The following is a 13,757-nucleotide window of genomic DNA, read 5'->3' as shown; positions in this document are numbered from 1 at the left end:
CCTCGTATGCAATTGTCTGACTTTAACAATATTGATTTAAAAAATGCCGGTAACTTGCCGGTGCCAATGAAGGCGGCCTTGCTGGCGATGCTGGCTGCTGCCTTGCTGTTACTTGGCTACTTGTTTCTGCTCAATCCCAATCTCAAGGAATTAAAAGCAGAAAAGGAAAAAGAGCAGGGGCTGCGTGATGAATACCTGGCCAAGAAAGTCCAGGCTTTGAGAATGAATGCCTATGAGCAACAGGTGGTCGAGATTCAGCATACCTTTGGCACGTTGTTGAAACAATTGCCGGATAAATCCGAAATGGATGGCTTGCTGACCGATATCAATCAGGCTGGATTAAGCCAGGGACTTTCATTTGAAGGCTTTGTGCCTTTGCCTGAAATATTTGCCGAGTTTTATGCCGAGAAGCCCATCAATATCAAGGTGTTGGGGCATTACCATGATCTGGGCGCCTTTGTGACAGAGGTTGCCAAGCTGTCACGCATCGTGACCTTGCATAATTTGCATATTCAGCCTGCAGGCAAAGATGACAAGCAGCCACATAAAGACATGCTGGTGATGGAGGCCGTTGCCAAAACATATCGCTATCTCGATGCCGAGGAAGTGGCGGCGCGTAAGGCACTGGAAAGCAAGGCGGCTAAAAAATGACGATCAATCTGCAATGGATCCCGGTTGGATTGGTGCTCCTGCTGACCGCATGCGGTAGTAAGCAGGATGATGATCTCACCCAGTTTATGAATGAAGCAAACCAGACCGTGGTGGCGCCGATAGAGGCATTGCCACAGGTACAAGGGTTTGCGCCCAAACAATACAACGCAGACGGTGTGTTGCATGATCCGTTTGTACCGCGCAAGGCCGCAGTACACAACACGAATCAGCCTGACTTGAAGCGGCCTAAAGAGCCGCTGGAAGCCTATCCGCTCGAAAGCCTGAAGTTTGTCGGCGTGATGAGCAAGAAAAACAGCATGTTTGCCACTATCCAAACGTCGGATAACCTTATTTACCAGGTCAGGCCGGGGTCTCATTTGGGAGAGCGGTTTGGTGTGGTCACGGCTTTGGGTGAGAACCGACAAAGCCTGAAATATGAACTGAAGGTAAAAGAGACGATTCAAGACCCGGTTAGCGGTGAATGGTCTGAGCAAATGACAACGTTGGAACTGCAGGAACATCAATGATGAAAATATTTCCTAATCATATTGTCCGATTGGCATTGCTGATCGCCATGGCTGCCCAAATTGGTTTTGTGGCAGCAGAACAAACAGACGGAAAAACCCAGCTGCAGGCCGTTGAAGCTACCTTGCAACCCGGTGCCAAGCTAAATGTGCAGTTGCAGTTGTCGCAACCATTGGCAAGCGCGCCTGTTAGCTTCACCTTAAGTAATCCGCCCAGAGTGGTTTTTGATCTGCCGAATGCCATCAATGCGACAGGCAAAAATGTGATCCCGATCAATCAGGGGGTGTTGAAGTCGGTACAGATTGCGCAAAGCAATGACCGTAGTCGTGTGGTGTTGAATTTAACCAAATCTGTACAGCACCAATTGCAATTACAGGGTTCATCCCTGATGGTCGGGTTGATTCAGGAGGCTCAGGAGGTGCCAGTCGCTGCGGCTGCAGCGAAACGCTTTTCGGAGCAAGCGTCGGGTGCCGCACATAAAATTGAGCACATTGATTTTGTGCGTGGCAGAAATGGTGAAGGCCGGATACTGGTTGATTTGTCGGATAGCCGGGTGGGCGTGAATGTACGTAATGCCGGTAAAACCGTGGTGATTGACTTCGCCGATACCGAGTTGCCCGAAGCGCTGCAACGCCGTTTAAATGTGATTAACTTTAATACCCCCGTGTTGTATGTGGACGCTTTACGTCACGCGCATCAAGCGCAAATCGTGATTGAACCGCAAGGCGATTGGGAGCAATCTGCTTACCAGACCGATAAACGGTTGGTGGTGGATATCCGTCCGTTGGCAAAAGACCCGAACAAGCTGATTCAAGGCTCCAAGCAGGGCTATGCAGGTGAAAAGTTATCGCTTAACTTCCAGCGCGTTGATGTGAGGGATGTGTTGAAAGTGATCGCTGACTTCACCGGTAAAAATATTGTGGTCAGCGATGCGGTTTCGGGTAGCGTGACCATTGGTCTGAAAGATGTGCCCTGGGATCAGGCGCTGGATGTGATCATGAAAAGCAAGGGGTTGGACATGCGCGTCAATGGCAGCGTGATCTCGATTGCACCGGCCGAGGAGTTTGCCGCGAAAGAGAAGGCACAGCTGACCGCAGAAGCCGAGCGCGAGACTCTGGAAGCATTACGTACAGAAGTCTTTTCGCTCAAATATCAGAAAGCCATGGACTTCAGGAATATGCTGCTAGGGGGTGGTACGGGCACCACCGGAAGCAGTGGTGGCGCCAGCTTGTCCATGAGTGGTGGTGCTGGCGGCTCTTCAGGCGGACGGATGAACCGTATTTTGTCTCAACGTGGCAGTGTGACCTTTGATGCCAGGACAAACACGATATTCGTTCAGGATACGCCGAGAAAGCTGGATGAGGTGCAAGCCATCATCAACAAGGTGGATGTACCTGTGAAGCAGGTGATGATTGAGTCACGCATGGTGATTGCCTCAAATACCTTCTCCAAAGCGTTGGGCGCACGGTTTGGTATTTCACAGACCGGTACACCAGGTACGGGGACAGGGATTTCAATTGGAGGGAGCTTGGGAAATAAACCGACCGCTTTTACACCGTCGACGAGCCCAACGACGCCAAGTACCTTTACTTTGGGTAACCAAGGAGGGACTATGCAGGCCCTATCCTTGAATACTGACCGACTCGCTAGTGGGTCTAATGCACTTCCGACCGCCAACTACACAATTAGCTCCAATGGTCAGCCTGATCTCATGTCCAATCTGCCGGTCACCAATGCTTATGGCGGCATCGCACTCAGTTTGCTCAAGCTCTCGGCTAACTTGCTGCTGAATCTGGAATTGTCTGCACTGGAAGCCGACGCACGCGGCAAAGTGATTTCAAGTCCGCGCGTGACCACAGCCAATCAGCAAAAAGCCCGTATTGCACAAGGCGTGGAGATTCCATACCAAACTGCGACCAGCAGTGGGGCGACAGCCGTCAGCTTTAAAAAGGCCGAGTTGAGCCTGGAGGTGACGCCACAAATTACACCAGACCAGAAAATTATTATGGATCTCGATGTGCGCAAGGATAGTAAGGGTGAGGATACCCCCGGCGGTGTCGCGATCAACACGCAAAACGTGCAAACGCAAGTGCTGGTGGGTAACGGTGAGACCGTGGTATTAGGTGGGATTTATGAGCAAGTGTCGCGTAAATCTACGGACAAGGTGCCATTTTTTGGTGACTTGCCTGTGGTGGGTTATGCCTTCAAGCGCAACACCAGACAGGAAGATAAAACGGAGTTGCTGATCTTTATCACGCCTAAAGTCATGGACGAAACGCTGGCCTTGAACTGATCATTGCATGGCTTGCTGAACGATTACTGACAGCAGACAGGCTTTGCCTTAAAATGCCCAACTGAACAGTTGGGCATTTTTATGGGTACGCAAATACCAAATAACATTTTTTTGATCGGGTTGATGGGGGCAGGCAAGACCACAGTTGGCAAATTGATTGCCAAAAGTCTGGGCAAGACCTTCTACGACACGGATCATGTCATTGAGCAGCGCACGGGCGTTAAAATCCCGACCATCTTCGAGCTGGAAGGCGAAGCTGGCTTCCGCAAGCGCGAGACCGCCACGCTAGAGGAGTTTGCGCAGCAGGAGAATATCGTGCTGGCCACTGGCGGCGGTGCCATCATCGCGCCGGAAAACCGCGAAATTCTCAAAAAATATGGCTATGTGATTTATTTGCGTGCAAATGTGAATGAGCTGTATTTACGCACGCGCAATGATAAAAACCGACCGCTGCTACAGAATGTCGATGTCAAAGCCAAGCTGGAACAATTGTTCCATGCCCGCAATCCACTCTATACCGAGACTGCACACCTGATCGTCGATACCGGTCATCAGCCAGTCGCAGTGATTATCCAAAAAATTGAGAGCGCCCTGAAAGCGTTGGAGCCGTCATGCAAACCTTAACCGTCAGCCTGGCTGACCGTAGCTATCCTATCCATATTGGGAATGGCCTGTTACATCAGGCAGACCTGATATTGCCTCACCTCAAGCGCAAGCAAGTGGCGATTGTCAGCAATACAACGGTCGCGCCTTTGTATATGCAGAGTATTGCCCAGCCGCTGCGAGAGGCAGGCGTGAGCGTGATTGAAATCATTTTGCCGGATGGCGAGGCCTATAAAAATAATGAGACCTTGCAAACGATTTATGATCATCTGTTGCAACACCGCTGCGAGCGGAATACCACGCTGATTGCGTTGGGTGGAGGGGTGATTGGCGATTTGACCGGCTATGCTGCGGCAACCTATTTGCGCGGCGTGCCTTTTATTCAGGTGCCTACTACTCTGCTCTCGCAGGTGGACTCCAGTGTCGGTGGTAAAACCGGCATCAACCATCCGCTCGGTAAGAACATGATAGGCGCGTTTTATCAGCCCAAGCTGGTACTGGCGGATGTTGATACCTTGAGGACCTTGCCGCAACGCGAGTTGTCTGCCGGCGTGGCTGAGGTTATCAAGTACGGGCTGATTCGGGATGCTGATTTTTTTAATTGGCTGGAAATCAATATGTCCGCTCTGATGGCGCTGGATCATGCAGTAGCCAGCTATGCTATTTACCGTTCATGTCAGAACAAGGCCGAAGTGGTGGCTGCGGATGAGCATGAGCAAGGCGAGCGTGCCTTGCTCAATCTGGGCCATACGTTTGGTCATGCCATCGAAAACGCCATGGGTTACGGTGTCTGGCTGCATGGCGAGGCAGTGGCAGCGGGTACCGTGATGGCGGCTGACTTATCGCAACGCATGGGCTGGCTGGATGCGGCACAAGTCGCGCGTATCAAAACCATCATGCAAGCCGCCAGCTTGCCGGTGACTGCCCCTGATTTGGGCGCGGATGAGTATTTGCGTTTGATGCAACTGGACAAGAAAGTGGCCGATGGCCGCATTCGCCTGATTCTGCAACAGGCGATAGGCAAAGCCGTGATCACGGCTGATTACGATGCAGATAAACTTAAACAGACGCTGTCGCTGGCGGCCTGATTCAGAAAGCCCATGATGACACTCGCCGTTTTTGCTGCCCATCCAGAACAGTCTCGTGGCCGCAAGGTCGACGAGCAGGAGTCCCCGTTGCGCAATGTTTTTCAGCGTGACCGTGACCGGATTATTCACTCCACAGCCTTTAGGCGGCTCGAATACAAAACGCAGGTATTTGTAAACCATGAAGGTGACCTGTTTCGCACGCGTCTGACGCATAGTATCGAGGTCGCGCAACTGACACGCGGTATCGCGCGCACCTTGGGCTTGCACGAAGATTTGGCCGAGGCTATCGCGCTGGCGCATGATCTTGGGCACACCCCGTTTGGCCATGCCGGACAAGATGCGCTCAATCATTGCATGAAAGACTATGGCGGTTTTGAGCACAACCTGCAGTCCTTGCGCGTGGTCGATCTGCTGGAAAACCGCTATGCCAGTTTTGATGGCTTAAACCTCACTTTCGAAGTCCGTGAAGGCATCCTCAAACATTGCTCGCGCAAAAATGCGCAACTTCTAGGCGATGTCGGTGAACGTTTCTTGCGCGGTGAGTCGCCCAGCCTTGAGGCCCAAGTCACCAACTTTGCTGACGAAATTGCCTATAACAATCATGACGTGGATGACGGCTTACGTTCCGGCCTCATCACCATCCAACAGCTATCCAATATCCAGCTATTTGCCGAAAATATGCATGAGGTTAAAAAGCAATATGGCGAGATTGAGGAAAAACGGCTCATCCATGAAACCATCCGCCGCATGATCAATGTGCTGGTGGTTGATTTATGTCAGCATAGCCAGCAAGCGATTGCGCAGTTGAATCCGGGCAGCGTAGACGATGTGCGCAAAGCACCCGCCTACCTAGTCGGCTTTAGCCAGCCGGTCGTGCAAAAGAATCACGAATTAAAACAGTTTTTGCGCAAGCACCTCTATCAGCACTACCGGGTAAATCGCATGAGTGCCAAGGCCAGGCGGATTATTGAAGAGTTATTTAAGACCTTTATGGATAATCCGGCCTTGATGCCTGACGAGCACCAATTGGCAGCCAAGCAGGATCAGGCGCGGGCGGTGGCTGATTACATTGCCGGCATGACTGACCGTTATGCCATCCGTGAGCACAAACGCTTGTTTGCGGTTGAGGAGCACTGGTAGTGCGTGGATGCATTGCGATGCAATAAAACAAGTGCAATAAAAAAGCTGCCCTTAGGCAGCTTTTTTATTGCTTGATAGCTTTAGCCTTATTTGGCGACTTGTTTCTCGCGCATTTCATCCAGCGTTTTGCAGTCTATGCACAAGGTGGCGGTTGGGCGTGCTTCCAGGCGCTTGAGGCCAATTTCGATCCCGCAGCCTTCGCAGTAGCCGTAGTCACCGCTGTCAATGTTACGCAAGGTTTCGTCGATTTTCTTGATCAGTTTGCGCTCACGGTCACGGTTGCGCAGTTCTAGCGCCATGTCAGATTCCTGGCTGGCACGGTCATTCGGGTCAGCAAAGCTGGTCACTTCGTCCTGCATGGTATGCACGGTACGATCAATATCGTGACTCAATTCTGCTTTCCAGTCATTCAGGATTTTGCGGAAGTGATCCTGCTGCTTTTTATTCATGTATTCCTCACCGGCGGCGGGCTGGTAAGGGGTAAAGGATTTGTTAACGGTATCTGCCATGATGGTTCCAACGAACGAAACTTCGAATAGTGAATGCCTGTAGAGGCATGGTTTATTGCATTACGTCAATCAACAATCGCGCGAGTTTACACCAGTTTCAAACCCCTGCAAAGCCTATTCGCAAGGGCAAGACTGCTTCGGCTTAAGCTTGCTCACTGAGTTCCAGCGCCTTCAAGGTATTTTCCATCAGTGTGGCTACAGTCATTGGGCCGACGCCACCAGGCACCGGCGTAATATGGCTGGCACGCTGGCTGGCAATCGCAAAGTCAACGTCGCCGGTGATCTTGCCATCAGGCAGGCGATTAATCCCAATATCGACCACAATAGCGCCAGGTTTAATCCACTCACCCTTGACCAAGCCAGGCTTGCCCACCGCGGATACAATGAGATCGGCACGACTAATATGGCTTTGTAAGTCTTTGGTGTGCCGGTGACAGCTGGTGACGGTGCACCCGGCCAACAGAAGCTCCAGGCCCATGGGGCGCCCAACGTGGTTAGATACGCCAACGACAACGGCGTCCAGCCCCTTGATCGCGATCCCGCTGGCTTGCAGCATCTTGATGACACCGTAAGGCGTGCAGGAACGTAATAAGGGCTGGCGTACCGCCAGGCGGCCTATATTGTAGGGGTGAAACCCATCCACATCTTTGCCCGGATCTATCAGCGCCAGAATGGCAGACTCATCAATATGATGGGGGAGCGGGGATTGCACCAGAATGCCGTCAGTGTCAGGGTCGGCATTCAGTGTTTGAATGAGCGCGAATAAGGCCTCTTGCGTGGTGTTGGCTGGCAGGTTATGCGCAATTGAGACGATCCCTACTTTTTCGCAAGCCAGACGCTTGTTGCGCACATAAATGGCCGAAGCCGGATCATCACCGACCAGGACAACGGCCAGGCAAGGAGCACGTTTGCCATCAACTAGCCGTTGGTCGATTTTGGATTTGATTTCTTCTAATAGTTGATTCGCAATTTGCTTGCCATCAATAATCTGAGCGCTCATGAGCAAAAAATTTGTCGTAAAAAAGATAATTTTATCACATCGAGATTGACACAAATTCGTGAAATCGGTTATATTTCTGCTTTCGGCGTGTAGCGTAGTCTGGTAGCGCGCCTGCTTTGGGAGCAGGATGTCGGGAGTTCGAATCTCTCCACGCCGACCAGTTTTCTCTGGATTGCCTGATCGGCATGTAACTACTTTATCTGCTCGTAGCTCAACTGGATAGAGCACCAGCCTTCTAAGCTGGGGGTTACAGGTTCGATTCCTGTCGGGCAGGCCAAAATTTCAGCCAATTTCTCTCAGTGGTGGCTATAGCTCAGTTGGTAGAGCCCCGGATTGTGATTCCGGTTGTCGTCGGTTCGAGCCCGATTAGCCACCCCATTTTCACTTTTCTGCTTCAACCTCACAATTTAGTCCTACAAATCGGTTCTTTTCCTAATTAAGAATCATTCTTCCCTTTGTTAAAGTGTTCGAAACAACATCTGTCGAACACATGCCTAGTCATTTAAATTTGAAAAAGTTTATGCAAAGCCTGATCGGCCTGACACAGGTCAGGGAGAGCCTTGCATTGGATCCAGCGCTGCTTTCGTTGATGCAGCACTGGATGTGTATTTTTGCTGCCGAGGAAAAGCCGATCCGGATGCAGGTATTGTCGCGTCGGCAGTTGGTCTCGGTGATGGACTCTCAAGATGAGATGGATCCTGCTTTTGAAGCGTGGCCTAGCGATGTTTATGCGTTGCTTTTAAATTACCTGGATCAGGAAACTCGGCAATCTGTTTGCCTGGACACTGCAGCGGGCAAATTGCACATTTTTCCGCTCAAGCAAAGTGTTGCCCATAAAAATGCCATACTGTTGATTCAGCATGCGCAGTTATCCGCAGAAGCGATCGCGCTGGTAGAACAGTGTTTGCAGGTATTTAATCACTATGCCGGCTTGATTATTGAAAACGAGCGGGATGCACTGACTGGATTGCTTAACCGCAAAACCTTTGATAAGTGTGTGAGCAAGATTTTGCTTAATGACTACAAGCCAGAATTCCGGTTTCCGTTACACCATTATCTGGTCATTTTTGATATCGATTTCTTTAAAAAGATCAATGACAGCTATGGTCATTTGATTGGCGATGAAGTCTTGCTGCTTTTATCCCGCCTCATGCAGGAAACCTTCCGCGATGGCGATTTGCTGTTCCGCTTTGGTGGTGAAGAGTTTGTGGGCGTGTTTTCATGTGCTGACAAAGATGACATCGTCATGCTGCTAGAGCGCTTTCAGCAAGCCCTTGCTGAATATCGTTTCCCGCAAGTCGGGCGAGTCACCATCAGTATCGGTTATTCCAAAATGTCACCGCATTTGCTGCCGAACACTGTGCTGGAGCGGGCAGATGAAGCACTCTATTATGCCAAAGAGCATGGCAGAGACCAGGTCTGCTGCTACGAATCCCTGGTTGAACAAGGCTTACTCAACTACAGCATCATTAGCGGCGAAATCGAGCTTTTTTAAACGCCCTCTCTCGCACTGGTTGACCAGATTGCGCCGGATGGATTGACAGTTAACATTGCTTATATTTAATATATGTTAAAAAATGTCAATAATCATTTGGAGGGGGTTGATGCGTATTGCGCTCATCCTGTGGTTGGTGATTGGACTCGCTGCCTGTAAAAGCCAGTCCCTGGGCAGCGCTACGCATGCGCAGTTGCATTTACCTTCACTGCCCTCAACCCTTCAGGCCGACAACGGTTCGGCTAGCTTCCCGGAAATTGATACGGCAGACATTGTTTCTACCCCAGCCATCAAGCCCCCCGCGCTCAAGTCTGCTATACCCACCGTCTTGATCAATCTGGTTGTCCGCGAAGCACCCGTACAGGAGGTCCTGTTTGCGCTGGCCCAAGAAAGCGGCCTGAATTTTGATGTGCATCCAGCCTTGAGCGGTAAAGTCACTTTAAATGCCCAGCAGCAGTCGGTGGCCGCCATTCTTGCGCGCATGGCCAGGCAAGTCGATATGTATTATGAATGGTCAGACGGGGTGTGGCTGGTGACACCGGACACGCCGGTGATCCGTAGCTACAAACTCAATTATGTGAACATGAGCCGCGATACCTATGGCTATATTGGCGTGGCCAGTGAAATCAATGGCGCTGGCCGTGGAGGCATGGCCGCAGCCGGTAACAGTAATGCGCAGGTGCAAGCATTGCCGGCACAAGGCGGCAGTAGTAATAGTTCCAGAACCGCAGTCACCTCTCAATCCCGCTATCACCTGTGGGAGAGCGTGGTAGACAATGTACAGCTTCTGCTGGATGAAACGGATAAAGCCGGTAGTGCACGGGCAGAAGTGATGGATCACCTGCCCGCAACCGTGATCATGCCATCGAGCGGTTCTGATAGCACGCCAGGCAGTGCCGAAGTCAGTGAACTCAAAACATCAGCTGAACCCATCTTACCGTCGCCATTGCAAGAAAAGACGCAGCAAGCGCAACGCCGTTGGCGGGCTTCCAAACTGATTGCAAACGCCGAAACTGGCATCTTGACCATACGTGCCTCGCAGAGTCAGCAGGCGCAAGTCAAAGCCTATCTGGAATCTGTGATGCAGGTTGCCGCCAGGCAGGTCTTGATTGAAGCCACCATTGTGGAGGTGGAGCTCAATAAAAGTTTTCAGATGGGCATAGACTGGAGCCGCTTGTCTGCCTCGGCGCAACAACGAGGCTGGCTGCTTTCGCAATCTTTGGGCAGCGATGCGGCCCAGTTTAACCGTGCCACTGGTCAGTGGGAGAGCAATAATAGTAAAAATGCCTTGGGCCAGAATAATGGCAACGTGGCGTTTATGTTGAGCTACTTAAATCCTCTCAGCCGCTTTGGTAATTTAAGTGCCAGTGTCACCCTACTTGAGCAGTTTGGTAAAACGCGTGTCCTCTCCAGTCCCAAGCTCATGGTGCTCAATAATCAGACGGCCATTCTCAAGGTGGTCGATAACTTGGTCTACTTCACCATCCAGTCGCAAATTTCGCAAAGCAGCAGTAATAGCGGTGCCAACTTGCAAGCGGTAACGACCACGGCCAATACGGTGCCGGTAGGCTTGGTCATGGCTGTCACGGCACAAATCAATAGTCGCCAGCGCGTCAATTTAAATGTCAGGCCGACGGTGTCCAAGGTGCTGCGCTATGTCGAAGACCCCAATCCGCAATTAGGCAGTGGCAGCAGTCGGATTGTGAGTAGCGTGCCCGAAATCCAGGTACGGGAAATGGAGTCTGTGCTCAATGTCGCCAGCGGCCATATCGCCGTTTTGGGCGGCCTGATGCAGGATGATCAGCGTGAATTTAGTGACCGCGTGCCTGGCCTCTCGCGATTGCCTGTCATCGGTCAGGCATTTATTGGCAAAAATCAGGCCGCCAAAAAGACCGAGCTGATTGTTTTTTTGCGGCCCACCGTGATTGGTCGGGCCGATGTTAACACGGGCGATTTGCGATCGTTTCAACCCTTGCTGCCTGACGCTTTGCCTACTGATGCATTTGAAATGAATGTCGAGGAGCCATCATGATGGATGTTCGAGCATGGCTGGCTGATTCAAAACGCCCCTTGCGCTTAAATAAAAATGCATATGCAAAATCGCTGATGATCACCGATTGGCAGCAGCTTGAGCGGCGTATCATGGGATTGTTGTGGCTGATGCTGATCATTGCGTCTTGCTGCGTAGTGCGACAAGGCTGGGATATCTTTTCAGCGGCATCCGCGCTGGACAATCATGCTGCGCCCAGATGGGTAGATGCAAAGCCATTCGTCACTCCGGTTAAGCCGTCACCAATCGGTGAGCAAAAGTCTCGATTGCAGGAGGAACCTAGCGTATTTGCTTTACATGCGCCAGCAAAAGCTGAGCAACCTTCCGTAGCCACACCCAGTCAGAGTGAGCCTGCGCAGAGCCCATCACCCTCACTCCGTCAAAATAACCCGCCTCGTTGGGTCATGCAGGTACAGCGAGGACCATTGCCGACCTTGTCGTCCATCAGCTTGTTGGCGCAGGCGCGTACGGCATTACAGCAGGAGAAACTGCAAAGTGCGCAGCCTCTTTATGCGCAACTGTTGGCGCAAGATCCGCATCAACTCGAGGCCTTGGTCGGCATGCTTTATATCAGCCAACGGCTGGGTGACCAGGCGCAATACGAGCACTATTGGCTGCGCGTTTGGCAATTGATGCCAGGGATCGAAGCCAATGCTGCTTTATTTGCGCAACTACTGGAGCAAGAGTGATGCGGATCGGAGAGTGGATGCTGACGAAAGGCATGATTACTTCGGATCAGCTTGATATCGCACTGATCGAGCAACGCAAGCAGCAATTGTTGCTTGGCCAGCAGTTGGTCAGGCTGCACTTTGTCACCGACGCCATGGTGAGAGACGTGCTGGCACAGCTGCATGTGCAAGAGAGTATGGATTTGCAGTATGTGATGCCCGACCCGGCGTGGATCGCCAAAGTGCCAGAAACCTTTGCCAGGCAACATCGCTTGTTACCGCTTGATCTGACACCAGATCAGCAATCGTTGCGGATTGCGGTACAGGATCACCAGAACGCACACGCGATTGAAGCACTGAAACATTTATTAGGTGGTGGCATTACACTGACGCCTGTTCTGGCGACCGAAGTCCAGATAGAGCAGGCGCTGGATCGGTGTTATGGACATAGCCTGTCGCTAGAGCGCTTGTTGCAGGAAATCGAGCAGCAAGAGGCTGCAGTTAGTCTTTCGCCGGTGGCTTCCGCCTCTCATCCCGTGATCCGGCTGGTGGATGCCATCTTGGTCGATGCCGTCAAACAAGGCGCCTCGGATATCCACTTCGAGCCTGAACAGGCGTTTGTCAGGATACGCTACCGCATTGATGGCGTGCTTTGGCAGATCCGCTGTTTGCACGATCGCTATTGGCCCGCCATGTGTGTGCGCCTCAAAGTCTTGGCTGGCATGGATATCGCTGAGCAGCGTATGCCGCAAGACGGCCGCGTGAATCTGTTCTTGTGCGGGCGCGAGGTCGATTTCAGGGTCTCCAGTCATCCTACCCTGCATGGTGAAAACTTGGTGCTGCGCGTGCTGGACAGGCATAAATCCATTATTCCGCTGTCGCAGATGGGTATACGCTGCGCGCAGTTGGCGTCTTTAAAAGCCATGCTGGCAAAACCGGAGGGCTTGTTAATCGTGACGGGCCCGACCGGGAGCGGTAAAACCACTACGCTTTATTCCATGCTTGGGCATCTCAATCAGACCGGGGTGAATATCATGACCCTGGAAGATCCGGTTGAGTATCCGCACCATTTAATGCGGCAAACCTCCGTCAACGAAGCCAATAAGGTGGATTTTGTCACTGGTGTGCGCGCCATTTTGCGACAAGACCCCGACATTATGCTGATTGGCGAGGTCAGAGATGAAGCCACGGCCGCTATGGCGGTGCGCGCCGCCATGACCGGACATCTGGTGATGACCACCTTGCATACCAATCATGCTGCAGCTGCCTTTTTACGCTTGCAGGATTTGGGGATTCAGCCGCATACCCTGGCCGGTTGCCTAGTTGGGGTGATTGCCCAGCGCTTATTGCGACGCTTATGTCAACACTGCAAGCGCCAAGCTTCCCCGGACCCACACCTTTTAGCCATGTTTCAATACATCGATTCAGCGTGCATTCCTGAAAGTTTCACGTGTTTTGAAGCGGTTGGTTGTCAGCATTGTCGACAAAGTGGTTATCAAGGCCGGACTGTGGTGATGGAAATTTTGTCCATGCATTCTGGCTTGGAGGAGGCGCTCACGCCACTCTCGCTGCCAAGGTTACAGCAGAACGCACGATCATATGGTTACACCACGCTGGCCGAGGAGGGGGTGCGATTAGTGATGGCAGGCGAAACTAGTCTGCAAGAATTAAAAAGAGTGGTCGATTTAAGTGTGCTTGAGGCCAATGTGCTGGATGTAAGCAGGCCTGTTTAAAA

General features: G+C 51.7%; 12 protein-coding genes and 3 tRNA genes. 13 read left to right on the top strand and 2 right to left on the bottom strand.

Features of this window, described 5'->3' with window-relative positions:
* Positions 1 to 6: 6 nt before the first annotated feature.
* From AACH41_RS13875 to AACH41_RS13850, 6 genes are all read left to right on the top strand, one after another.
* A complete protein-coding gene (locus AACH41_RS13875; RefSeq protein ID WP_194748990.1) occupies positions 7 to 651 on the top strand; it encodes a type 4a pilus biogenesis protein PilO in 645 nt (214 codons plus the stop codon).
* Positions 648 to 1,178 carry a pilus assembly protein PilP gene (locus AACH41_RS13870; protein WP_338655795.1) on the top strand — a complete coding sequence of 177 codons (531 nt, stop codon included), beginning with the start codon at positions 648 to 650 and terminating at the stop codon, positions 1,176 to 1,178. Before AACH41_RS13875 ends, AACH41_RS13870 begins: the two co-directional genes overlap by 4 nt.
* Complete coding sequence (gene pilQ / locus AACH41_RS13865) at positions 1,175 to 3,469, top strand: type IV pilus secretin PilQ (protein WP_338655794.1); 2,295 nt, start codon at positions 1,175 to 1,177, stop codon at positions 3,467 to 3,469. Before AACH41_RS13870 ends, pilQ begins: the two co-directional genes overlap by 4 nt.
* A gap of 81 nt (positions 3,470 to 3,550) precedes the next feature.
* Positions 3,551 to 4,093: a shikimate kinase gene (locus tag AACH41_RS13860; protein WP_194748987.1), complete on the top strand. Its 543-nt coding sequence runs from the start codon at positions 3,551 to 3,553 to the stop codon at positions 4,091 to 4,093.
* Positions 4,081 to 5,160, top strand: a complete 1,080-nt coding sequence (gene aroB, locus AACH41_RS13855; RefSeq protein ID WP_338655793.1) for a 3-dehydroquinate synthase — start codon at positions 4,081 to 4,083, stop codon at positions 5,158 to 5,160. Before AACH41_RS13860 ends, aroB begins: the two co-directional genes overlap by 13 nt.
* Before the next feature lie 12 nt (positions 5,161 to 5,172).
* Complete coding sequence (locus tag AACH41_RS13850; protein WP_338655791.1) at positions 5,173 to 6,300, top strand: deoxyguanosinetriphosphate triphosphohydrolase; 1,128 nt, start codon at positions 5,173 to 5,175, stop codon at positions 6,298 to 6,300.
* Positions 6,301 to 6,386: 86 nt separating this feature from the next.
* Here the strand turns inward: AACH41_RS13850 and dksA are convergent, their stop codons facing one another.
* Both dksA and folD read right to left on the bottom strand, forming a co-directional pair.
* A complete protein-coding gene (gene dksA, locus AACH41_RS13845; protein ID WP_018986915.1) occupies positions 6,387 to 6,809 on the bottom strand; it encodes an RNA polymerase-binding protein DksA in 423 nt (140 codons plus the stop codon).
* 142 nt (positions 6,810 to 6,951) lie between these two features.
* On the bottom strand, positions 6,952 to 7,809 hold the full coding sequence (folD, locus tag AACH41_RS13840; protein ID WP_338655789.1) for a bifunctional methylenetetrahydrofolate dehydrogenase/methenyltetrahydrofolate cyclohydrolase FolD: 858 nt from the start codon (positions 7,807 to 7,809) through the stop codon (positions 6,952 to 6,954).
* Between the two features lie 83 nt (positions 7,810 to 7,892).
* Here folD and AACH41_RS13835 point away from each other — a divergent pair.
* From AACH41_RS13835 to AACH41_RS13805, 7 genes are all read left to right on the top strand, one after another.
* Positions 7,893 to 7,969, top strand: a tRNA-Pro gene (locus tag AACH41_RS13835).
* A 40-nt stretch (positions 7,970 to 8,009) separates the two neighbouring features.
* Positions 8,010 to 8,086 (top strand) — tRNA-Arg (locus tag AACH41_RS13830).
* A 25-nt stretch (positions 8,087 to 8,111) separates the two neighbouring features.
* Positions 8,112 to 8,187: transfer RNA gene (locus AACH41_RS13825), tRNA-His, on the top strand.
* Positions 8,188 to 8,329: 142 nt separating this feature from the next.
* The gene (locus tag AACH41_RS13820; RefSeq protein ID WP_338655788.1) at positions 8,330 to 9,304 is read left to right on the top strand and encodes a GGDEF domain-containing protein; all 975 of its coding nucleotides are present in this window, start codon (positions 8,330 to 8,332) and stop codon (positions 9,302 to 9,304) included.
* A 109-nt stretch (positions 9,305 to 9,413) separates the two neighbouring features.
* Positions 9,414 to 11,336 carry a hypothetical protein gene (locus AACH41_RS13815; protein WP_338655787.1) on the top strand — a complete coding sequence of 641 codons (1,923 nt, stop codon included), beginning with the start codon at positions 9,414 to 9,416 and terminating at the stop codon, positions 11,334 to 11,336.
* Entirely contained in the window at positions 11,333 to 12,043 is a 711-nt protein-coding gene (locus AACH41_RS13810) for a hypothetical protein (RefSeq protein WP_338655786.1), read from the top strand. Before AACH41_RS13815 ends, AACH41_RS13810 begins: the two co-directional genes overlap by 4 nt.
* A gap of 17 nt (positions 12,044 to 12,060) precedes the next feature.
* Positions 12,061 to 13,755: a GspE/PulE family protein gene (locus AACH41_RS13805; protein ID WP_194749128.1), complete on the top strand. Its 1,695-nt coding sequence runs from the start codon at positions 12,061 to 12,063 to the stop codon at positions 13,753 to 13,755.
* The last annotated feature ends 2 nt before the right edge of the window (positions 13,756 to 13,757 follow it).

Source organism: Methylophilus sp. DW102, from assembly GCF_037076555.1.
Lineage (GTDB): Bacteria > Pseudomonadota > Gammaproteobacteria > Burkholderiales > Methylophilaceae > Methylophilus > Methylophilus glucosoxydans.
The sequence above is the reverse complement of the archived record's forward strand: the minus strand, read 5'-3'. Positions and strand labels throughout refer to the sequence as shown.